The following is a 21,661-nucleotide window of genomic DNA, read 5'->3' on the forward strand; positions in this document are numbered from 1 at the left end:
TAGGGATGAATTTAAAAGGTGATCAGGTCCCGCTGTGCTTGCTCATAATCAGCAGGAATACCTATATCGATAAAGTAAGTATCACTGTTATAACCATACAGCTGACCCCGGGCCACCTGCGCCTCCAGCACTTCTTTCTCAAAAGAATGTTTCACCGGCAAAGAAAGCCCCTGCAGATAAGAACGGCTGCTCAGGTAAACACCACCGTTGATCAGCCCTTCCTCGCAATATTGTTTCTCCCGGAAAGCAGTAATATGCCCGGCATCATCCGCAACAATACTACCATAACGGTCAAATTGCCGCATCGGCTTCAATGCCAATGTCAGCTGACTCTCATGAGTATCGTGAAAAGCAGCCATACCAGACAGGTCCACATCGAAGAAGGTATCACCATTACAAATGAAAAACCGCTCTTCGCTTACCTCAGAAAGTGCATGTAAGATGGCGCCGCCCGTACCCAATGGCTCCGGCTCTATTGCAAAGGATACCTGCAAGGGGAGGGGCGTATGCGCACACCAGCTGATCACCTGCTCCGACTTATAACCCAAAGACAGCACTGCATAGGTGATGCCCTGCCGGTACAGGTATTGCAGCAGATAATATAGGAAAGGATGAGGGCCTACCGGCGCCATACATTTGGGCTTGTCCGCCACGACACTACGTAAACGGGTACCCAGGCCGCCAGCCAGCACTATACAGGTTCGGATCATGGAAATAGCGTCGTTTCTACCAGTTCGCAAATAATATGACCTACCGTAATATGCGATTCCTGTATCCGGGGGGTATCCGTAGAGGGCATGTTCAACAAAAAGTTACTGTCCGCCTTCATCTTACCACCGGTCTCCCCCGTCATACTCACAACGATCATACCCTTCTCCTTCGCCACCTTGTAGGCTTCCAATATGTTGGCCGAGTTGCCGGAAGTGGAAATACCCACCAGCACATCTCCCGGCTGACCAATACCGCTCAGTATACGGGCATATACCTGATCATATCCATAATCATTACCTACCGCTGTCAGGTAAGATGTATTACAATGCAATGCCTCCGCATACAACGGCGTACGATCTTTGTAAAAACGGCCGGAAAACTCCGCCGCCAGGTGCTGTGCATCCGCCGCACTACCACCATTACCACAAAAGAGGATCTTGTTGCCATTACGCAGACTACGGGTGATCACCTTGGCAACTTCCTCTATCGTAGCTACCAATTCCGTATTGCTGATGATCGCTTGCTTGACCGCAATGCTCTCCTGTATCGTTTGTTGTATTTTCTCTGTCAGGTTCATGCCTGTTAAAATTTAAAATGTCAATGACTGTTTAGATCGTCCACGAACAAAGACCGTGATGCGTAAAATGATAGCGCTTTACCGCACCACCAAATTGTTGCAGTGCATTCACCACCGCATAACGCGTATTGTTAGGACAATAAAAGATCATAAAACCACCGCCACCGGCACCGGAGATCTTACCCCCCGAAGCACCGGCCTTGATAGCCGTTTCATAGATCTCATCCAGCTGCGGATTGGAAATACCCTCCGCCATCGCTTTTTTATGCCTGAATCCGAAATCAAGGATCTCCCCGATCTCGTGTATCTGCCCTTTTAATAAAGCTTCCTTCATCATCACCGCCTGCTTCTTCAAAGAGTGCATCGCTTCGATAGAAGAAGCCTTCTTGTCGGTCACATTACGCTGCTGCTCAGATATGATCGCAGAAGAAAGACGGCTCGTAGAGGTGTAGAACAATACCAGGTTGTTCTCCAGCTCATACAGGTATTTCTCTTTGATACGCAGCGGGTTCACAATGACTTTGTCGTCTTTGTAAAACTCCATGAAGTTCACCCCGCCGAAAGTGGCCGCATACTGATCCTGCCTACCACCCGCCTGTTGCAGGTCTTCCCGTTCAATAGAATAAGCCAGGTGCGCGATATCATATTCACCCAACGGTAGCTTCAGCCACTCGGTGAAGGCACCTACCACCGCTACCACCAGGGTAGAAGAAGTACCCAGACCAGATCCCGCCGGCGCATCGACAAAAGTCGTCAGCCGGAAGCCGGACGGAAAATCTCCATACTCCTTCGCAATTCGGTTGGCAATACCTTTCAGCAAATCCAGGTTACCATCCAGGGATAAAGGGAATACCGCGTCATACTCCAGCAGCTCATTACGATCAGCAGTTTCGAAGATGACCTTATTGGTATCCAATAATTCAATCGAGGCATGTGCATACATGGAGATAGTGGCATTGAGGATCGCACCGCCATGCATATCAGCATAAGGGCTTACATCAGTACCACCACCGGCCAGGCCTATACGTAAAGGTGCTTTACTTCTATATATCATATCACATAAGATGCTTGGTGCATTACGCCTGCTGAGCAGCGCGCGCAGCTAAGTTATATATTTCCGTGGCAAGCCGCTGCCAGGAGTATTGCTTTTTTTCTTCTTTCAAGGCAGCTACCATCGCCATTTCCTGCTGCTCTGTATAATATTTGGCAACAGCAGTCGCAATAGAAGCCGGCTCCGGATCACACTGATAGCCTACCTTGCCATCCGGTACCATCTCTACTAGACCACCCACCCTGGTCACCACCATCGGCTTCTCAAAGTGATAGGCAATCTGCGAAATGCCACTCTGGGTAGCACTCTTGTAAGGCTGTACCACCAAATCAGCCGCACAGAAATAATACTTGACATCATCATTCGGGATAAAGTCCGTATGCATACTCACCCGGTCACCCAGCTGCAGCCGCTCCAGCAATTGCTGATACGGCGCCGCATCCTCATAATATTCGCCAGCCACCAGCAGGTGCACATCCAGCTCCCGCATCCTCGGATCTGCCATCGCCTGCAACAAAAGGTCCAACCCCTTGTACTGCCGGATAAATCCAAAGAACAGGATATACCGCTTGCCCTCCGCCAACTTTAACTGTATCCTGGCACCCGCTTTGCTCACAGGCGTGCCGTAATTATCGTAGATCGGGTGGGGGATGAGCGACGCCGGTTTGCTAGGCTCAAACACACGCAGGTCATTCAATACAGACTGGCTCATCGCAATAAATGCATCCACCGGCCGCACGAAATACCTGGTGAACGCCACATCTCCCGGCCGCTTTTCATGCGGTACCACATTGTCCAGTATAGAGACAACTTTAGTGCCAGGCCGCTTTTTACCCAAGCGCAATAAAGTACCCAGACAAGGCCCCATAAATGGTAGCCAGTATTTGACAATGATAAGGTCCGGCGCCATTTTGCGGATCATTCGACCCACTCGCAACCAGTTCAGCGGATTCACAGCATTGATAACCCGTTTTATACGCAAATGAGCAGGAGGAGCATCCGTCGAATATTGACTTTTGCCGGGAAACAGGAAATTAGGGTATTGCACCGTAAACGTCCAGATCTCCACATCACTATGTTCCTGCAATTCCTCAGCCAGCCGCTCATTATAGGCCGCCAGCCCACCCCGGAAAGGATAAGCCGTACCCAGTATCAGTATTTTTTTTCTAGTAGTTTGCATCGTCGTGTATGTGGACCAATATCATACCGGGTTATAAAATATCAGCAATATTTTATAACCCGGTACCTGGTAAAAAATGACAAGACTTATTTGTGCTCCAGCCGCTCTTCCACTAAGTAGTTATTACGCTCCGGAGCATTACGCGTCACCAGCTCCCCGATAAATCCTGTTAGAAACAATTGGGAACCAATGATCATCGCCAGCAAGGCCAGGTAAAAGATCGGCCTGTCCGTCATATTGTATTTGTCAAAGACTAATTTGGCAAACGTGAGATAACCGGCAATAATAAAACCGATAAAAAAGAATAACACACCCAAAGCGCCGAAAAGATGCATCGGACGTTTCCCGAACTTGCCGATGAACATGATAGAAGCCAGGTCCAGAAACCCATTGATAAAACGCTCCAAACCGAATTTGGAAACCCCATACTTTCGCGCCCTGTGCTCTACCACCTTCTCACCAATCTTCCGGTAACCACTCCATTTGGCGATCACCGGGATATAACGGTGCATCTCTCCGTATACTTCGATGGACTTGATCACCTTCTTACGATACGATTTCAAACCACAGTTCATATCATGCAGCTTGACCCCGCTCATTTTAGTAGTCGTCCAGTTATATAATTTGGAAGGGAGATTTTTGGTGACAGCATTATCATAACGTTTCTTCTTCCACCCACTGACCAGGTCATAACCATCCTCCTTGATCATCCGGTAAAGCTCCGGTATCTCATCCGGACTATCCTGCAGGTCCGCATCCATCGTGATCACTACATCCCCCTGCGCCGCACGAAACCCCTCATTCAAAGCCGCAGACTTACCATAGTTACGTTGGAACTTGATACCCTTGACATTGTAGTTGTTAGCCGCCAGACCTTGGATCACATTCCACGAATCGTCCGTACTACCATCATCAATCATCCACACTTCATAAGAGAAATGATGCTCCTGCATCACTCGCTCGATCCAAGCCGCCAGTTCTGGTAATGATTCTTCTTCGTTTTTTAAAGGAACGATAACGGATATGTCCATAAATAGTTGAAATAGATTATTGAAAGTCCGATACAGGCGCCTTTTTACGTACGATCAATGCAAGAATGCAAGACACAAAAAACATAAAAATCAGGCTGTACAGATAGTTCATAAAAACCTTACCAATTGTCATCGAGAAATCGGTCGCGGCCAGTTTATCCAATTCTTCATCGATCTTATCCTGCGGCGCCTTAAACTTCACCAGCATACTCTCCGTAGTAGAAATGCTGTAATGTTTCAGTTGCTCAGTCAGCGAAGGATCGATCACGTTATAAAGCAGGTAAGTATAAAGAGTACTGATCAAACCCGAGATCACAAACGCTAAAAAGATCGGTTGTAACGCCTGTTTGAAGGTGATATGACCTCCCAGCTGGGTTCTCCGCTCTTTACCTACCAATATCCCCACGATAACAGCGATCACCATGAATATAAGAGGCAACCAGAAACTGAACATAAGCTCAGGAGTAATGATCCAGATGATCACACTTATTACTACGGACAGCAGGCCATAAATAAGGCCCCATTTGATACCAGGGTTAGTTATTTTCATGAGGTAAATGTTTATAGGTGATAGTTGTTACCATAGATGATTCCCTTCACTCTTCCTTTTAGTGACGCGCCAATATACGCTGAATTTTTCGACCGGGATGCAATGTCAGCCACACGGAATTCCCATTCCTCATCAGGATGGAACACCGTCAGGTTAGCTGCCGCTCCTTCTTCTATGGCCGGTATAGGGATGTTAAAGATATTACGGGGTTGTATAGTCAGCATAGTAATGAGCTGCTCCAGCGATACGGCAGGCAGATGTTTGCGCAATACACCAAATGCACTCTCCAGACCTATCATACCATTTTTAGCATATTCGAACTCCACTTGTTTGGCATCCCACTCCTGCGGCAGGTGATGGGTCGCAAAACAATCGATCACCCCTTCCTTAACCGCCGCCTGCAACGCTTCCACATCTTCAGCAGTACGCAAAGGGGGATTCACCTTCAGGTGCGTATCGTAATTGTACAGGTGAGCATCCGTCAACGACAGGTGATAAGGCGTCACAGAACACGTCACCTTGATCCCTTCGCCTTTGGCTCGTTTGATCAGTGCAACAGACTGGCGCGTACTGATACCGGTAAAGTGTATCCGTGAATCTGTATAACGCGCTAATTCCAAGTCCCGTTGAATGATCAGCTCTTCCGCCAGCGCTGGCTTGCCGGGCATACCCAACTGCGTGGAAAATACGCCCTCATGCATCAGGCCATGAGCAGAAATACTCTGGTCATCCGGCACCTGTATGATAATACCATCAAACGCTTTCACATATTGTAACGCCTTCAGCATAATGCCGGGCGACTGTATCGGTTTCGTTCCGTCAGAGAATGCCACAGCGCCGGCTTCCTGCATTTCATACATCTCCGCTAGCGAAGTACCCTCCGTTTGTTTGGTAGCAGCACCGATCGGTAACACCTTTACCGGTCCCTGCTGAGATTTACTTAATATATAGGCTACCTGTGGTTTGGTAGAGATCGCAGGCTGTGTATTCGGCATCGCCATCACAGTCGTATAACCACCCTTTGCCGCCGCCGCCATCCCGCTGATCAGATCCTCCTTGTGTTCCTGCCCGGGATCACAGAAATGGGCAAATACATCCATCCAGCCGGTAGACACATGCAGCTGTTCGCCAGACACTACCTGCGCGCCATCCGCACTGATATCCTGCCCGATCCGCCGAATGATACCGTCTTTTATCAATATGTCCTGTTGTTGCCCGTGAAATTTGGAGGCAGGTGCTACGATCTGAACTTTCTTGAGTAATATATGCATGCTTTTCAATCTATAAGTCGCTGTCCTTTGAAGGGAAACATTCCCGTATAATACCGGGCAAAAGTAACATAAAACTGTTAATCAGCTACTTTTGTATGGATGAAATACTGCCATTCTGACTGCCGTTGCCGGTACCTCCTCACATAGCGCTATCCCGCCTGGGTCTCTCGGAGGCGAGATCATCATATGCACTGGCTACTATAAATACAATTGAAATACAACTGACGGCTATGCTGTAAAACTAAATATAATATTAGGTTTTTACAACCTTAGTCCAAACGGCCAACAAAGTGATAAATAATCAACTGGAACTATTTTTAAAAAGAAGTAGGAATTTTTTTTATAATTGAAAATAATAATTACTTTTGCATCCCGTCGTTGAAAAACGGGTGCTACAATGTCCTCACCGGGGATATTGCCAAGAAAAAAGTTCGGGACGTAGCGCAGCCCGGTAGCGCACTTGCATGGGGTGCAAGGGGTCGCTAGTTCGAATCTAGTCGTCCCGACCATTTTACCTTCTTTTTTCAAGACCCGCTCTGGTAGAGGGTCTTGTTATTTTAAGGCTTTCATTGTCTATGTTGAAGGTGTGCTATCAAGTTATTTTCGCGGAACTGAATAAAATGTTGCCCGGTTCATAACTATCCACAAGAAAGCGCTTATTCAAAAAAGTAAGAAAAACTCTTATTGACCTTCGTCGGATTGCCTGCCTTCGTAGTAACTTCATCTTGTTTGTCTATAAATTCGTTTCAAATAGAAGAATGTCAATTAGCTTTGTGGATTTTGGATAAGCAATAAAATGAGAAAAGATCGGATTCCCATTTTCAAAAAAACATTTTCATCTTCGTCATACATAGCATTATTATTTGTCAATCCTATTTCGAGTCCTGCATTTTCAGAAATTATATAATCGCTGTTCAAAATGTTGTATCGTAAATGTATTTGTGGAGAAAGCTTGGAATAATCAAACAGGTGTAATGATCCTTAAACCCTTCCGTCTGAAATAGTGTATGAATCCGCTGATGCACGTATCGTACTATCCCTGCTCCATAGATATAATTCACTAGAGAAATATTGCCGGGCTAATGTCCAATTTGCAGCAGGCATGCTCAATAGCTACTGTTTCTGATTGTTGGTAACAAAACCGTGCGTGAATATACCCTTTATGGACATACCACATCTCCGGGTGACTAAACGCTCTTTCTAATAAATTTCCTTAAATTGCTAAAGTCCAAACCCCAAAACTTATCAGCCCAATTTACTGTATTGGAAAAGCAAAAAAACATACTGTCTTTTTGGAAAGACATTGAAATATTCAGCATGCCGGATGTTCCCCGCGAAGCAAAAGTGCTTAACTTCAACAAGTCTCTTCCATGGGAGTTGAATTATGAATTACAGGAAAGCAGTACATTAAGGCACTATGTTTTCTTGGGAAAACATAGTAAGGAGCAAATAGTTAAATTAATTGAGGATCAGGTAGGGGATGAACCAGATGATGACTTTAGAGAAAAACCAGGCGGTGATACGTGCATGGCTGTACTGGTCCTGGATGAACAAGGATGCTTGGTGTCGGAAAATCCGTATTTGCAGGCATCATATATACATGGGCTGAAATGCCTGCAAGATGAAGTGAGTTTGTCAACGCTCAACGATCGTTTATCAGCTGCACAGTTAGGGTTTGCTGAACGTCATCCCATTAACCCTGACGCAGAAGATGTAGAAGAGAGGCTGTCGCCTGTAATAACAATTGCACATTTAAAGAAGGAAATAGAAATCCTGAATAAGCTAGGTATAAAAGGCATGCGTTGTGAAGAACAGGTTTATGTACAATCCGTCCGAGTATCCAAGCGTGCAAAAAATGATATTCCTTTTTTAAATAGCTTTTACCTGGACGACTTTCAACAATTACTTAATACGCAAACATCCTTTGGTGAGGGACTCAATCAGTTGCTAAGATTGGAAGTAAATGAAAATCTCAAAGTCGATTTTATAAATGATGAAAAGGCTGTATTCGAGGCTTTAGATCCTGGGAAACTTACCGCTGGCAAATGGCCATCTAATCCTTTATTTGGCCTGTATACCGCCCAGCTCGGCGCAGTAAGTTCTTGTTTTTCCGAACTGACAGATAGCGGTATTTTGGGCATTAACGGCCCACCAGGTACCGGAAAGACGACGCTTTTATCTGATGTCGTGGCCGAAATAATAGTATTACGTGCGCAAAAAATTATGCAAATCGGTGTAACAGGTTTGTTTAGCAAAGGAACCAAACTGGAAATGGATGATAGATTCGCTTATTATTTTATCACAACAAGTAAGGTTTTTGACGATGTCGGAATTGTTGTGGCGAGTAACAATAATTCAGCTGTAGAAAATATTTCTAAGGAATTGCCTGATGAACGTAAAATTGACAGGGACACCTTTGCAGATGCCGGCTATTTCACAGATAGCTCGCAACAGCTCATTGACGGTAAAAGTTGGGGCGCATTAGCTGTTGCATTGGGAAATGCCGATAACCGGACCAATTTCAAGAGTAAGTTTTGGTACAGAAACGAGAAGACCTCCGGTTTTCAGGAATACCTCAAATCAATATATAGCAATACAGAAGGCGAAGACCGAAAACAAATATACCAGGATTTATTTGATACTGCAAAGGCAGAACTGCAGGTATTATTGAAATCGTTTGATGATTTTAAAACGGCCGCTTCGAATTTTTATCAGCTGATCCCAGCCTATTTTGAAGATCGGGAACTGATAACCGGGACCGAAGACAAAATGCAGACAGTGATCGAACGTCTCCAAATTATACGCACGGATATACGGAATCTTCTTCAAAAAATGTCGGTGATAGACTCAGATATTTCTCAGATACAGCATCGTATCCAGCTACATCAGTCTGCGAAACCCCGCTTCTTCTTCTTTAAAAAACTGTTTAATACCGCCGGCTTTAAAAAATGGAATGCTATTTTTCTTGCTTTACTGGTAGAATACAATAACTCGTCAGATGAACGAGCCGTACTCCGAAAGAAACAGGATGCGCTGGAAACGGAGATTGATAACAGGGAAAAGAAGAAAAGGCATTTGCAACAGCAATTAGCAATAATTGGTCAGCGTATCAATAAGTATAATGAAACACGGAGAAGCCTTCATGAGCTTTATGGTATTGATTATAACAATATTCCGGATGACCATTTATTAGAAGCCTTAAAGCATGATACGAAAAAATTTCATAAAAGCAACCCGTGGTCATCTGTCTGTATCAATAAACTAAGGAGTGAAATATTTTTAAAAAGTCTGAAATTACATGAATATGCCATTTTGTGCAATGCGAAACAGTTTAGGAACAATATCAGTTTGTTGATCGACTTAATGGATGGCAAGGCTGAGGTTAGTGATAATATTGCATTAAGCTTATGGCAATCATTTTTCTTTTGTATTCCTGTTGTTTCGACAACCCTTGCATCTGTTAGTCGCCTGTTCCGTAACCTTGGAAAAGAAAGTATCGGATGGGTATTGCTCGATGAAGCAGGTCAGGCAACTCCGCAGTCTACAGCTGGCATTATTTACAGAGCGAAAAGAACGATCATAATTGGCGATCCTTTACAGATAGAACCAGTAGTCACTATCCCTGGTACACTTATAAAAATATTGAACGCTGCTTACAAAAATGATTTGTTATGGTCGCCATTGAGAAGCTCAGCGCAAACATTGGCTGACCGGGTCACAACTATTGGTAGCTGGATGATGCAAGGAGATGGTGAGCAGATATGGACCGGGTTCCCATTACGTACACATCGGCGGTGTAACAATCCGATGTTTGACATCTCTAATGAAATTGCCTACGGTGGTCAAATGGTAAAGGCCATCGATGATGTACCTTTTAACTGCGTACTCGGTAATTCTCAATGGTTTGACATAACCGGGTTTACCATTGAAAAGAAGCATATAGTAAAAGAGGAAATTGACTTACTTAAAGAAAAGATCCAGCTGCTGGAAGAATCGAGTAAAAGTATATTTGTTATATCGCCCTTTAAGACCGTTGCCCACGCCTGCAAAGAGACAATGTACAGAATCAACCCTAATGTACAATGCGGAACAATTCACACCTTCCAAGGTAAGGAAGCTGACATCGTTTTTTTAGTGTTGGGCAGTGATCCAGGAAGGAATGGGGCAAGAGCCTGGGCATCAAAAACGCCTAATATGCTTAATGTAGCATTAACTCGTGCCAGAAGGAGGCTTTTTGTCATCGGCAGTAAAAAGCACTGGAAGCCGCATGCATATTTTAACGTGCTTTGCAGCAGGCTATCCTGAGCTTAACGATCTGAAAAGCCTGACGTAGTGTAGCGCTTTTCAATACCGTGTCAAGACAGCCTTTTATTTTTAAAGGCATTCTGATAGCAAGCTTATTTTTTCAGTGATCCCAGGTGTTTGTAAGTATTGATGAGCAAGCCAGTGGGGGTGGCTTTTGAGTCAACAAAGGTAAGTTCCCGGGCGTCAATACTGTGTGATATCAGGCGTTTACCACGGCCAAGCAAAACAGGATAGGTGATAAGTATCACCTCATCAGCCAGCCCCTGATCAAGTAATAAGGAGGTTAGGGTCGAACTCCCCACGACGATTATGTCGGGACCATCTGTAGATTTGATATCATGGATTGCCGCAGCAATGTCTCCACTTAAACCTTTTACAGGCCCCCATTCCAGGCTGTCTGGCCGGTGTGTGACTATGTATTTCGTGGCTGTGTTGATGGCATTGGCCATCGGAAAATCTCCGGCAGTAGGCCAATACTTGCTGAATATATCGTAGGTATTACGGCCCAGCAGTATGTCGAAGTTAGGGCCATATGCTTCAAAAAGCATGGCTGCTCCCGCAGGACTGCGATAAGGTGTCGTCCATGCACCATAGATATAGTCTGCGTCGTGCTCGATCACACCGTCGAGTGAAATATGTTCGAAAATTCTGATCCTTCTCATGTTGTTTGATTTATCTGTTATCCAAAGTTAATACCGATAAAGTACGCACAGGAGGTGTAATTCCGACATTAAGCGGGTGTTTTCAGCCACGAGTATTTGTGTGTCTACTGCTGCTCCTGGAAGGCGTTTAAACAGTCATTTGCATTTGTGGAATGCCTATAAGTACGGTTTTGTCAAACGCGTATTTATACGGGATATTATAAAAAAGGAAAGTCAGAAATTGTACAGGATACTTCGAATTATTGCACCACTCAAGACGAACTTACCAATTTATTCATTAACCTCAAACCATCTTTCTATGGAAACTAAAGTAAAGCCTGCAGCAATTTCCCTATCTGACGCTATTAAGTATGCCAAATTAGTAGACCTGGCGGACATTATTTACAAACAGGCTGTAAAGAATAACGATACCGCTACACAACAAAATCCTTCTTTAAAGGCGTACGCAAATATATGTAATGATAACACCTACCAGCTATTGGTAGATAAAAACTTCTTGACAAACTACCAGGTATTGTATCATGTACAGATGATAGAGAACAGGACACCGGTCTATTTTGGTTTTATAGCACAGGATAACGACTCAAAGGAATATGTAATGGCCATCCGTGGTACAGAAAGTGCTTTTGAAGATATCGCGGATAACTATTTCGTTCCGACTCCTTTCAAGGAATTCAGTAGTGATCCTTCTGTCCCTTCCGGATTTTACAATCTTTACGAAGCAGGCCGCCTGGTATCGCCGTCCGGATCAGTCAACAAGATAACTCCTGTTTCATTACCTACAGTGGCAGCTAATCCGGTGGCGCTTATGAAAGATGCGGCAAAGGTGCGGACGGTACTCACAGGTCATAGTCTGGGCGCCACATTGGTCACTTATTATGCGGCTGCTGTGACAGTTGGTCAGGGTAAAGATTTAAATCTTTGCCTGTATACTTATGCGTCTCCGATGACCGGCGATAGCACCTTTACTGATGCGGTCAACAAGGGAGTAGCTGAAAGTTATCGAGTATACAACAAGCCGGATGTTGTTCCAACGCTTCCAATTTGGATCGGGAGCAATGGTGGAAATATCTATACGCAGATAGCCCAGGGCTTTCCCATCGATTCGACAAATAATAAGAATGTGAGTACTGCTTTCGGGTGCGCACATCAGCTCCCGGTTTATCAGTATCTATTAGAGAAACTCAACGGAAATGATAATCCTAACATTATAAATGCCGCAGGTGGTAGTTGCAGGCGCAAAGGCTGATAAAAATATGCGGGTGGCTGGATCATACTAAATCCGGCCACCGGTATTTACAGTTAATGCATCCCCATGAGAGAGAGAGATGGCATACTATTCAGTACATTGCCACAGATGAAAAGGCTAAAAAACAGATTAGTGAGAAAGTTAAATACTAAGGTTGCCATATCCCAGCTAGAGAAAAGCCAGGATATTATCCTGGCTTTTCTCTTTGACTAGCTATAGGTAATTGCAAGCCACTCCATCGCAATAACAACCAACAGGGCATATCCTTGGCGAATCAGAACAGCCATACCGGCAATCGGTAACTCCCTTGCGAGTACCTGCGCCTGTAATTTTTTTTAAATCAGCACGGTCAATGACAGTGAATTTTTTTAAACTTTTCATACGTTTCATTTAGGGGTAAAGAAATCAGCAAGATCTAATCATAAAAGCTATGCCATATTCATATCATAATATCATGTTCAACCAATATAAAGGAAGTACCTGAATGTAAATTGCAACGTGTATGACATACACTAGAGATGATGCTATTACCTATAAAATATGGCTTCCTGTAATAATAAAACTAACCAATTTCTTGGTTGGCAACTTTAAGAGGTTGTCCTTCTGTAGGAATGGAAATCTCTTTCCCGTCTGCATACATTTTTCCCCATTTACACAAGCTGTCCAGAATCGGAACAAGGTCAATGCCCTTATTGGTTAAAATATATTTTATACCTGCTGGTACCGTGTTCGGTATTTCCCTTTTTACAAGTATAGCATGACGTTCCAATTCCTTCAACTGCCTGGCCAAAACAGTTTCAGATATATTAGGCAATTTTTGCTGCAACAGGTGGAACCGATCATTTCCTTGGGAGATGTAATAAACTATTTGACCTTTCCAGCGGCCACTAATCATACTTATAGCCGAATTGCGTTCACACAGCTGGAATAAAGACTGTTCATTGGTATAATCTGTAGACTCTTTTTTTCTCATGGTAAATACATTTATGACTAACAATTTTGTCAGTTATTGTGCATAGCGAGAAATGTTCTCAATTTCGCTGACGGTTTATCTCCTAATATACAAGATGTTTAAGAAAACCAACCTAATTTACTAACTATTAAAAAGTAAGATGAAAACTAGCATTTATATTGCAATGTCTGCGAACGGATTTATTTCAAATGCCAGAAATGTGCCAGATTGGCTTTCGCCTGAGTATGGTCAGGGTATGTATGGTATTTGTCAAAAGTTCAAAGCTGTCATCATGGGTAAAACAACATATGATATTATCGCACCTGATCACTTACCACTAAAAGAGGAGGGCACAACGATAGTCTTAACTACACATGAAGATGAAACGTCTGCAAACCCAACAGTACATTTCTCTAAAGCTAGTCCGGCCGAAGTTATACAACGCCTGGTGGGCGAAGGTTATGAGCAGGCGGTGATTATTGGTGGAACAATGACCATAAGCCAATTCATGAAAGCCGGGTTAGTCGATGACGTATATTTTGTCATAGAACCCGTATTGTTTGATGGTGGACTGCCGCTATTAAAAAACCTAACGAGCGAGTTAAAACTTAATTTACTGAATGTCTTGAAGTTGAACGACAATACAGTTCAACTTCATTACCAGGTACAGAAAAGTTAAACTAAGTATGGATATTAATTTAAAGCCCATAACCGTAGTTATATCCAGTTTAATTAAGCCCGGAATGATGAAGATCGCCAGACAAGCACTCTATGAAGTCATTAAAGAGGTGATCGCTCAGGAAATTGACTGTCAGGCGATACATGTTTATGAAGATCACGACAATCTGCAGCGCCTCCTAATTATCGAAAAGTGGACTTCGAAAGGAATTTTTTTAGGTTCCCATATGCAGATGCCTTATATGAAAGCATTTATGCAAGCTGCGGAATCATTTCTTGATGGTAAAGCCGATTTTACATGCTGGGATGAAGTATTAGTAGCGCCTTAGGAGCTTACGGTCTATTACTGTTGATAAGTAATGTACGACGCTTTGATACAATATTTCAGCTTAGGATTGTTATCTGGATAGCGCTTGCATAAAAAAACGGTAGTAGTTTTTGCTACTGCCGTTTATAAAAATTCGGTTTAAATACATCATGGCCTGGTCTAAGCTAAAAGCTCCCCCATACCAAATAATGTCAGACCTTTGCCATATTGTTTCTCTATAGCCTGGTTAGCTGCTTCAATGAATTCTCCTGTGATTGGGTCAACAACAGTCCTTAAAGGTCTTTTGCCTTTTTCAGAATCGATTAGTTTGACAATGGCATCGGCAACATCCTGTGGATTTGGATTATGAGTCTCGATCAGACTACCGATAGCATCCATCATTTTGTTAGGAATATCCGCAATTGCGCTATAACCTGCATACACCGATAGGTCTGAAGCTAGAGGCGCCTTTTGGCTTATTTCGGTAGGAAAAGCACCCGGTTCTAAAATAGCCACATCCACACCCAGGGGTCTGAGCTCGTAATGCAAACCTTCGCTCAGCCCTTCAAGGCCGAACTTGGAAGCGGCATATATGGTAGCAAGAGGAAAAGAGACCCTTCCAAAACCACTGGTCACATTAATGATCAGGCCGTCCGACTGCTTACGCATGGATGGCAACACCTGCTTAATAAACCTCCAGGCGGCAAACACATTCACGTCAAACATATACTGTACATCTGCCGTGGTAAAGCTCTCTGCCACTCCGTTCGAGGCGAAACCAGCATTGTTAACAAGCACGTCGATCTTACCTTCTGCAGCGATGATCGTATCAACCGCTTGTCTGACACTTTCGTCATCTGTAAGAGTAACATCTAAAACGGTCACATTTTCTACAGCCGATAGGGCATTGGCTTTTTCCACATTTTTACCCTTTGTATCCCGCATAGTTGCGTAAACCTTATGCCCCAAACCAGCAACGCTGTGGGCAGTCAGCCAACCAAATCCACTATTTGTTCCTGTTATTAATACAATTTTTTCGCTCATTTTTTTTTGTTTAAATCAATGAAGCAAAGGTCTGCAACAGCAAAGAAATAATATTTACCATTTGGTAAAAACTAAACTTAGCGGATGTTCCGGCGTATTCTGCTGAGGGATTGTTGGGTAATGCCTAGATAAGACGCTACATAGGAAAGCGGAATGCGGTTAACAAGAGTAGGGAAGGTCTCAATAAAATACAAGTATCGCGTGGTGGCATCTTCGGAAACCAAGGGGCTTCTTCTTTCCATAGCCAACATCAAACATTTTTTAATGATATTGGCCTTGATCATTTCAAAGCCAACAATGGTGTGGGAGATATCATCCCAATCCTTTTTGCTGAAAGCAACGACCTTGCAGTCGGTAACCGCCTGTATATATTCAGATGCTTCTAGCTGAGATTCAAACTTCACATTATCTGATACGAAGTTACCTTCATCGACAAAGTAATTGGTAATCTCTTCGTTTTTATTGTTGTAGTAACAAAAGCGAAATATGCCTGTAACAACGAAGCCAACATATCTAGGCACTTTACCCGCTTCTGAAAAATAGTCATCCTTCTTAAACTCTAGTGTCTTGGTCTTACTCAAAAGAAGATCAATCTGCTGTTCATTCAAATCTCCGAATTGGAGAATCAGATCAATTAGCGCTTTCATGGGCGAAAAATACAATTTACCTGCAAAACCTGATTTACCAAATGGTAAAAAAATAGATAGCTAAGGGGCATTCGGATGAACAGCGGAGTGGGGGCTCTCCAATCAGCCAGATATAGTTAGCAAATCAGTAGCAGCCTATTCTGTCCGGATTTTTCCCTTGGTGCACGGTGAATACAAGGAGGGACTTTACTTTCAGGATGATCAACTGCCAGCCTCCATAAGTGACCACGCCCTAAGCTTATTGGACGTGCACCAGGTTTCGCCTCATAGTGCAGATCAAAGAAATGTTCGCTTAGAAAGGATTCAAAACCTGCAGCAGACCCATGATATAGTTTTTTTCAGTTCATCACGTATTTCTGGAATAAGAACTTTCTGTTGGCCTTGTGCATTGGGCAATATTTCGCTGGAATCGCCATAATAAGTACATAAAAAGGTATCTGTGGGTATGGGAGAACGATCTACGTGGAAAGAATAAACATCGGTGGGGAAAAACAGGTAGCTATCGTCCTGCTCATAGTGGTTGATAACATTAAGTACCGGGGAAGCCCCATGAGCCGTCAATAGTTGCAAATCATTGAGAAGAATATCACGGGCAAGTTGCCCTTGCTCACTCAATTGAAGTTCACGAAGCTCCTCCGGTTGGATTTCGGTTATATTCCCGTTTAGTGCTACTCTTTTAACAATCTCAGAAAAATTACCTCCTAGTGTACGACGCCAGCAAATCGCATTGATGGCGCCCTCAAAAGGTGTATAAGCAAGATCCTGAAAACTTGTGACATACTGAATATGTTGCTCAGCAGGAGATAAATCTGTCATCATGGCTGATATAAATGTGAAATGATTTAACTGCGAAGCACGGACTTTTTTTTCTTATAACCGAGACTTTACGATTATTAAATGAAATCCCGGTGTCAATCTACGATCTGGAATTAAATGTCAGCTCTTGGGAGCAATACGATCTTGCCAATATTTATTTTGAGTGCACTTTATCGTCAACAAGCGCTTGAATATATTCTTCCAAAGTGATGTTACCTTTCTCAGGGCAATCCGATGTATTTTTACTGTACAAAGTGACGTGCGTCATGTTGGCCATTGATTGCGCAGCAGCTGTTGAGAAACCAGATTCCAATAGGAAATCTACCCACCCGCTTTCTGGTATCACGGTTACTTCCACCTCTTTTTGCAAAGCCCGACTAAAAGCTATTGCCACGTCAGCAGGAGCGTATTGACGAGGCCCTTCGATATAAAATAAGGGATGTTCATCTGCCGGCGCTTGTAATGCTTTGGCGGCTAATAGGGCGATATCGGCAGGTGCTACCATAGGAAATACAAAGTCGGCGGGATACAACGAATAAATGGTCCCCGTTGTAGTAGCCGAGTGGAGCATCGAGTCCCAATTACTATAATAGTAAGCACCACGTATTATTGTTGGAGTTCGAAAGATCGCCTTTACCTTTTGCTCCAGGTTATATAGTACAGCAAGGTCTCCTAATTGGCTACCCGGCTGTGCGCCATAAGTCGATTCGACTACAATTTTTTCAAAGGAACTCTTCGATATAGCCTCAACTATAGATACAATGTTTTTTTCCTCCTCTTCAGAGGTGTCAGTATGAGGTGCTGCAGGTGGATTAAGTACATATAGCCGCTTGCCTGTTTTAAATATCCGGGTCAGCGTTTCGGTATCTCGGACATCTGCTACAGCAGCAGTTGCTCCTGCTTTCTCTATCTGTGACGCATGATCATTGTTGCTGGTAATGCCGGTGACAGATGCACCATGCTGTACCAATTGCCTGATGACAGCTGAACCAATATGTCCAGTGGCTCCTAAGATAATATACATAGCAAAAAAGTTTTGGTATCAAACCCAAATTCCAGGCCAGCCTGAACCAAGGATGAGATTGCATGCTGGCATAAATATTCGTAACTTCCATATAAAGTGGCAAGTAACGCTGCATATAAAGACCAGCGCTCAGATGTTTCTCAACTATCGTAAAATAAACGTTCCATCTTTGGAAAATGAGAAGTGTTATTCTAAATCTGGCGATAACTTTTGATGGATTTATTGAAGGCCCTAATGGAGAACTTGATTGGATTGTAAAAGATGAAGGATGCATACCAGTTGCTGAATAGTAAAATTAAGTACGTATTTTCAAAAACGATGCAACCTACAGATTCGAATGTTACTGTCATTAGTGCGAATAATTTTAGGGCGGGGAAACCACTTTTTGAGAACATTCAAATAAAAAAAAGCAACCTAATATTATTAAACACAAAAGATTATAAATCCGGAGTGATACTGGTTAAGATATAAGGTAAATAAACAAGATGACAATCGAACAGATATTTCAGGACAAATCGATAAAAGCTAAAGGCAAAGTATCTGCTATTGGTGATTGGCTGCTAAGTGGAGCGCTGCGTATAGATGAATTAACGGCTTATGCAGAAAGGCAAAAGGCAGTGGATAAAGCTACTTGTATCGAAGCCATAGAGTATGCAACTAAAAAGCAACCCGCCATTGCCGACCAAGAGCTGCTGGCTTATGTGACCCTGGCGCTAAAGGAGGCAGAACCGAGGATAAAATGGGAAAGTGCGAAAGTAATGGGGAATATAGCTAAACAATTTCCGGCTCAACTCGAAAAATCAATAAATAACCTTTTGGCAAACGCTGAAAATTCAGGTACTGTAGTACGATGGGCAACGGCATATGCCCTGGCCGAGATATTGAAGCTCAAAACAGAAAGCAATAAAAAGCTATTATCCAAAATGGAGGACCTCTGCGAGAAAGAAGAAGACAATGGTGTTAAGAAAAAATACCAGGATGCCTTAAAGAAGATAAAGAAGTAGCTCGCCATCGCCGATCTGATAAACCGTTTGGCAAAGGGGAAAACAAGCATTTACTAAATATTCGTGTACGTACACAAAAATAAATGCTATTTTTATTTTTCCAAGAGATACTTAAAAAGATCTGGAAATACCTAATAATCAATTCATGAAAAAGACTATAGAGCCCTCTTTGGTTGGTGTGAAGGAAATTGCAAGAAGAGCAAATGTATCCATTGGTACGGTGGACAGGGTATTGAACAACCGTAGCGGTGTCGCACTGAAAACACGGGAGAAAGTGCTGGAAATCATAAAGGAACTGGATTATCGGCCCAATATAATGGCTCGCAGGCTAGCCTCCCGCCGTAGCTGGAAATTGGGGGTGCTGATTCCCGCAATATCCACAGAGACTGGCTATTGGAATGCCCCTCTACAAGGAATTAGAGAGGCTGCCAATGAAATCCGTGACTTCGGTGTAACCGTACAGGTGTTCCTTTTCGATCAGAATGACAAATCCACCTTTACGACAGAAGCAAACAACATCCTCAAACAATCCTTTGATGGCATCCTGTTGGTACCGATGTTTGAAGAAGAATCCTTGAAGCTGATAAAAAAATGTCACGCCAAACAAATCCCCTATGTATTCATCAACTCCGATATGGAAGGCCAGCAAAGACTCAGCTATATCGGACCCGACCTTTTTCAAAGCGGCTATCTCTCTGCCCATCTCGTCAATTACCTGATGCAGGATCAACAAGAAGTACTCATAGTAAATATCTCCAAAGAAATGGACCTGCATCACCACCTGTTAAAAAAAGAGGAGGGCTTCAGGGCCTATTTCAGAAGTAATAAAAGAACCGTTCAACTAAAAAAAATAGATATCCGCGAAACAGATTACAGATCGGTGAAAATAAAGCTGGATAAGATGCTGAAAGAGAATAATATTGATGTCATCTTCGTAACCAACTCCCGGGTGGCTACAGTAGCGCGCTTCCTGGAAGAGACCGGAGATGTCAATATCCGACTCATTGGCTACGATTTCCTGGCGGAAAATATTGCATACCTGGAGAAATCTGTGATCGATTTTCTTATCTGTCAGAAACCCCAGGAGCAAGGCCACAAAGGTCTGATGGCATTGTACCGGCATCTCGTGCTCGGACAGTCAGTAGAGGAAGAACAATACATGCCAATAGATATCATCACCCGGGAAAACTTTCGTAACTATCGCAATTAAAACTTTCCGATAAATTTGGATTTCAGTTTTTATTCTTATATTGTATAGGTTAACGTCTTTGTAGGACCTAAGTAAAGGTCCTTTTTTAGAGACAGTATCGTTAACGTACACGTTATTCCGTTAAAGGCATCCGCTTTGATGAGAAACTAACTCGTAAAAACAGACACGCAAGACTTCGCTTGTGTCAGCCAAAATGAATTATACAAACGCTTTCTCTATACAAAAACAAGGTACGCTTGGACAAATTGAAGCAGACGTTTTTTTTAGCCAGATTCGTGTACGTTAACGAAGGGTGGTCAATCGGGATCATCGCTATATTATTCCATCATTTTAACTAGAAGGCAAGTATCTCTATAAAAAAACAGAACAGTCCATCTAAAGCAGGTATTTTACTCAAATTATTGCGTGTACAAATTGCAATAAGACAACCAAAACCGTAAGACCCTGTCCGCGCATGCCACTGACTGCATTACGACCGCCACCTGCATAAGTTACCCCGTAACTGGCGGAGCACGTAGATTTAGCTGGGAACTTAGTATCGTCATACCAGCCGCCGTATTCTGCTTTCATCACATCGACAACCTGGCGACCATGAAAGCCAGGGGAATTTTCATAAATGTGGCGATGAAATGCCTACACCACATTTCCTGACCTGGAACCATGTAAGTACACACACACACACACCCGACTTCCACCGCAAAGAGGATTTTGAAGAAATTCTTTTTCTATGAAACTATATCCGGGCGGTACCTTGCATCAGACGCCTCTTAGAACGGGCACTAAGTACGGCTCTCTCGGGAGATTAAGTAAGAAAATTAACGATTGAAAGTAGGCATCTCTACAAGTTTGATACCATTGTCTTTAGCATATTGCGTACCTAGATCATACAGTTTGTTGTACTTGGCCTGAAAAGTATCGTAGGATTTTTTATCCAAGGCTTCCAGCGCTTTGTTGATCTCCTCTCCAGGAGCTTGTTGATCAATCATCTTCGCGATGACCAGGTGATCAGTCTTATAGCTCTCCAAAGCAAAGCGAAAGAGGTCTTTTAACGCATTGAGCATGGGTTCCGTATTTTTAGTAGGCATCAGTGCCTCTACATTTTCTAGGTATTTCTGTATGCGTTGAATATTATAACCTACCTGTTCCTCGAAGAGATGTGCCCCAGGAGTGATTGTTCTTTTCCCATATCCAAGAGCTCTGACAAAGTAGTCAGTACCAAAAAGAGAGACGGAGTTGGCATTCAACGCTGCCGCATCGAAATATTTTTCTGGACTTGCCGGCATTTTACAGGCTGCTAATAAGAATAATAGACCACCAAAATAAGCAAGAATGTTGTTGGTTTTCCTCAATAGGGTCATATGTAGATATTTTTATAATATTAAAGTCGCCTTG

21 protein-coding genes and 1 tRNA gene are annotated in these 21,661 nt (G+C 43.3%); 8 read left to right on the forward strand and 14 right to left on the reverse strand.

Translation table 11 applies throughout. From position 1 onward, the window contains the following. Positions 1–11: 11 nt before the first annotated feature. The 7 genes from KTO58_RS06630 to KTO58_RS06660 form a co-directional block, all read right to left on the reverse strand. Entirely contained in the window at positions 12–710 is a 699-nt protein-coding gene (locus tag KTO58_RS06630) for a nucleotidyltransferase family protein (protein ID WP_198314997.1), read from the reverse strand. Further along, a complete protein-coding gene (locus KTO58_RS06635) occupies positions 707–1,288 on the reverse strand; it encodes a D-sedoheptulose-7-phosphate isomerase (RefSeq protein ID WP_198314996.1) in 582 nt (193 codons plus the stop codon). Before KTO58_RS06635 ends, KTO58_RS06630 begins: the two co-directional genes overlap by 4 nt. A 31-nt stretch (positions 1,289–1,319) precedes the next feature. Continuing rightward, on the reverse strand, positions 1,320–2,342 hold the full coding sequence (locus KTO58_RS06640; RefSeq protein ID WP_095840129.1) for a GHMP family kinase ATP-binding protein: 1,023 nt from the start codon (positions 2,340–2,342) through the stop codon (positions 1,320–1,322). 22 nt (positions 2,343–2,364) lie between these two features. Further along, positions 2,365–3,519, reverse strand: a complete 1,155-nt coding sequence (locus tag KTO58_RS06645) for a glycosyltransferase (RefSeq protein ID WP_095840128.1) — start codon at positions 3,517–3,519, stop codon at positions 2,365–2,367. An 86-nt stretch (positions 3,520–3,605) separates the two neighbouring features. Next, complete coding sequence (locus KTO58_RS06650; RefSeq protein ID WP_095840127.1) at positions 3,606–4,550, reverse strand: glycosyltransferase family 2 protein; 945 nt, start codon at positions 4,548–4,550, stop codon at positions 3,606–3,608. Positions 4,551–4,566: 16 nt separating this feature from the next. After that, positions 4,567–5,100, reverse strand: a complete 534-nt coding sequence (locus KTO58_RS06655) for a DUF4199 domain-containing protein (protein WP_095840126.1) — start codon at positions 5,098–5,100, stop codon at positions 4,567–4,569. Between the two features lie 11 nt (positions 5,101–5,111). Further along, a complete protein-coding gene (locus tag KTO58_RS06660) occupies positions 5,112–6,371 on the reverse strand; it encodes a dihydroorotase (protein WP_095840125.1) in 1,260 nt (419 codons plus the stop codon). Positions 6,372–6,803: 432 nt separating this feature from the next. Between KTO58_RS06660 and KTO58_RS06665 the strand changes: the two genes are divergently transcribed. Next, positions 6,804–6,880, forward strand: a tRNA-Pro gene (locus KTO58_RS06665). Positions 6,881–7,634: 754 nt separating this feature from the next. Next, entirely contained in the window at positions 7,635–10,676 is a 3,042-nt protein-coding gene (locus KTO58_RS06670) for a DEAD/DEAH box helicase (protein ID WP_095840124.1), read from the forward strand. Positions 10,677–10,768: 92 nt separating this feature from the next. On the opposite strand, the gene KTO58_RS06675 is transcribed toward KTO58_RS06670, so the two are convergent. Next, positions 10,769–11,338 carry a dihydrofolate reductase family protein gene (locus tag KTO58_RS06675; protein ID WP_095840123.1) on the reverse strand — a complete coding sequence of 190 codons (570 nt, stop codon included), beginning with the start codon at positions 11,336–11,338 and terminating at the stop codon, positions 10,769–10,771. A gap of 298 nt (positions 11,339–11,636) precedes the next feature. Between KTO58_RS06675 and KTO58_RS06680 the strand changes: the two genes are divergently transcribed. Beyond that, positions 11,637–12,587, forward strand: coding sequence for a lipase family protein (locus KTO58_RS06680; protein WP_095840122.1), 951 nt, complete (start codon positions 11,637–11,639; stop codon positions 12,585–12,587). A 562-nt stretch (positions 12,588–13,149) separates the two neighbouring features. Here KTO58_RS06680 and KTO58_RS06685 read toward each other — a convergent pair. Then, positions 13,150–13,560, reverse strand: coding sequence for a winged helix-turn-helix transcriptional regulator (locus KTO58_RS06685; protein WP_095840121.1), 411 nt, complete (start codon positions 13,558–13,560; stop codon positions 13,150–13,152). A 139-nt stretch (positions 13,561–13,699) separates the two neighbouring features. Here KTO58_RS06685 and KTO58_RS06690 point away from each other — a divergent pair, with 139 nt between their 5' ends. Both KTO58_RS06690 and KTO58_RS06695 read left to right on the forward strand, forming a co-directional pair. Continuing rightward, on the forward strand, positions 13,700–14,218 hold the full coding sequence (locus tag KTO58_RS06690; protein ID WP_095840120.1) for a dihydrofolate reductase family protein: 519 nt from the start codon (positions 13,700–13,702) through the stop codon (positions 14,216–14,218). Positions 14,219–14,225: 7 nt separating this feature from the next. After that, a complete protein-coding gene (locus KTO58_RS06695) occupies positions 14,226–14,546 on the forward strand; it encodes a putative quinol monooxygenase (RefSeq protein WP_095840119.1) in 321 nt (106 codons plus the stop codon). Between the two features lie 158 nt (positions 14,547–14,704). Here KTO58_RS06695 and KTO58_RS06700 read toward each other — a convergent pair whose 3' ends face one another. From KTO58_RS06700 to KTO58_RS06715, 4 genes are all read right to left on the reverse strand, one after another. Further along, entirely contained in the window at positions 14,705–15,568 is an 864-nt protein-coding gene (locus tag KTO58_RS06700; RefSeq protein ID WP_095840118.1) for an SDR family oxidoreductase, read from the reverse strand. Between the two features lie 77 nt (positions 15,569–15,645). After that, positions 15,646–16,215: a Crp/Fnr family transcriptional regulator gene (locus KTO58_RS06705; protein WP_095840117.1), complete on the reverse strand. Its 570-nt coding sequence runs from the start codon at positions 16,213–16,215 to the stop codon at positions 15,646–15,648. A 303-nt stretch (positions 16,216–16,518) separates the two neighbouring features. Then, a complete protein-coding gene (locus KTO58_RS06710) occupies positions 16,519–17,034 on the reverse strand; it encodes a DUF1826 domain-containing protein (protein WP_225860096.1) in 516 nt (171 codons plus the stop codon). Between the two features lie 151 nt (positions 17,035–17,185). Further along, positions 17,186–18,055: an NmrA family NAD(P)-binding protein gene (locus tag KTO58_RS06715; RefSeq protein WP_095840116.1), complete on the reverse strand. Its 870-nt coding sequence runs from the start codon at positions 18,053–18,055 to the stop codon at positions 17,186–17,188. A gap of 485 nt (positions 18,056–18,540) precedes the next feature. Between KTO58_RS06715 and KTO58_RS06720 the strand changes: the two genes are divergently transcribed. The 3 genes from KTO58_RS06720 to KTO58_RS28885 all read left to right on the forward strand — a co-directional run bounded on the left by KTO58_RS06720 (position 18,541) and on the right by KTO58_RS28885 (position 21,000). After that, a complete protein-coding gene (locus tag KTO58_RS06720; protein ID WP_095840114.1) occupies positions 18,541–19,059 on the forward strand; it encodes a hypothetical protein in 519 nt (172 codons plus the stop codon). 145 nt (positions 19,060–19,204) lie between these two features. Next, entirely contained in the window at positions 19,205–20,269 is a 1,065-nt protein-coding gene (locus KTO58_RS06725; RefSeq protein ID WP_095840113.1) for a LacI family DNA-binding transcriptional regulator, read from the forward strand. A gap of 560 nt (positions 20,270–20,829) precedes the next feature. Then, positions 20,830–21,000, forward strand: coding sequence for a carbohydrate-binding family 9-like protein (locus KTO58_RS28885; protein ID WP_225860250.1), 171 nt, complete (start codon positions 20,830–20,832; stop codon positions 20,998–21,000). Positions 21,001–21,084: 84 nt separating this feature from the next. Here the strand turns inward: KTO58_RS28885 and KTO58_RS06735 are convergent, their stop codons facing one another. Continuing rightward, on the reverse strand, positions 21,085–21,627 hold the full coding sequence (locus KTO58_RS06735; RefSeq protein ID WP_157753143.1) for a hypothetical protein: 543 nt from the start codon (positions 21,625–21,627) through the stop codon (positions 21,085–21,087). Positions 21,628–21,661 lie beyond the last annotated feature (34 nt).

This window comes from Chitinophaga pendula (assembly GCF_020386615.1).
GTDB classification, from domain to species: domain Bacteria; phylum Bacteroidota; class Bacteroidia; order Chitinophagales; family Chitinophagaceae; genus Chitinophaga; species Chitinophaga pendula.

Excerpts from the sequence above, each read along its gene's own strand:
- KTO58_RS06630 (WP_198314997.1), bottom strand. The coding sequence starts at position 710 with ATGATCCGAACCTGTATAGTGCTGGCTGGCGGCCTGGGTACCCGTTTA.
- KTO58_RS06635 (WP_198314996.1), bottom strand. The coding sequence starts at position 1,288 with ATGAACCTGACAGAGAAAATACAACAAACGATACAGGAGAGCATTGCG.
- KTO58_RS06640 (WP_095840129.1), bottom strand. The coding sequence starts at position 2,342 with ATGATATATAGAAGTAAAGCACCTTTACGTATAGGCCTGGCCGGTGGT.
- KTO58_RS06645 (WP_095840128.1), bottom strand. The coding sequence starts at position 3,519 with ATGCAAACTACTAGAAAAAAAATACTGATACTGGGTACGGCTTATCCT.
- KTO58_RS06650 (WP_095840127.1), bottom strand. The coding sequence starts at position 4,550 with ATGGACATATCCGTTATCGTTCCTTTAAAAAACGAAGAAGAATCATTA.
- KTO58_RS06655 (WP_095840126.1), bottom strand. The coding sequence starts at position 5,100 with ATGAAAATAACTAACCCTGGTATCAAATGGGGCCTTATTTATGGCCTG.
- KTO58_RS06660 (WP_095840125.1), bottom strand. The coding sequence starts at position 6,371 with ATGCATATATTACTCAAGAAAGTTCAGATCGTAGCACCTGCCTCCAAA.
- KTO58_RS06675 (WP_095840123.1), bottom strand. The coding sequence starts at position 11,338 with ATGAGAAGGATCAGAATTTTCGAACATATTTCACTCGACGGTGTGATC.
- KTO58_RS06680 (WP_095840122.1), top strand. The coding sequence starts at position 11,637 with ATGGAAACTAAAGTAAAGCCTGCAGCAATTTCCCTATCTGACGCTATT.
- KTO58_RS06685 (WP_095840121.1), bottom strand. The coding sequence starts at position 13,560 with ATGAGAAAAAAAGAGTCTACAGATTATACCAATGAACAGTCTTTATTC.
- KTO58_RS06690 (WP_095840120.1), top strand. The coding sequence starts at position 13,700 with ATGAAAACTAGCATTTATATTGCAATGTCTGCGAACGGATTTATTTCA.
- KTO58_RS06695 (WP_095840119.1), top strand. The coding sequence starts at position 14,226 with ATGGATATTAATTTAAAGCCCATAACCGTAGTTATATCCAGTTTAATT.
- KTO58_RS06700 (WP_095840118.1), bottom strand. The coding sequence starts at position 15,568 with ATGAGCGAAAAAATTGTATTAATAACAGGAACAAATAGTGGATTTGGT.
- KTO58_RS06705 (WP_095840117.1), bottom strand. The coding sequence starts at position 16,215 with ATGAAAGCGCTAATTGATCTGATTCTCCAATTCGGAGATTTGAATGAA.
- KTO58_RS06710 (WP_225860096.1), bottom strand. The coding sequence starts at position 17,034 with ATGATGACAGATTTATCTCCTGCTGAGCAACATATTCAGTATGTCACA.
- KTO58_RS06715 (WP_095840116.1), bottom strand. The coding sequence starts at position 18,055 with ATGTATATTATCTTAGGAGCCACTGGACATATTGGTTCAGCTGTCATC.
- KTO58_RS06720 (WP_095840114.1), top strand. The coding sequence starts at position 18,541 with ATGACAATCGAACAGATATTTCAGGACAAATCGATAAAAGCTAAAGGC.
- KTO58_RS06725 (WP_095840113.1), top strand. The coding sequence starts at position 19,205 with ATGAAAAAGACTATAGAGCCCTCTTTGGTTGGTGTGAAGGAAATTGCA.
- KTO58_RS06735 (WP_157753143.1), bottom strand. The coding sequence starts at position 21,627 with ATGACCCTATTGAGGAAAACCAACAACATTCTTGCTTATTTTGGTGGT.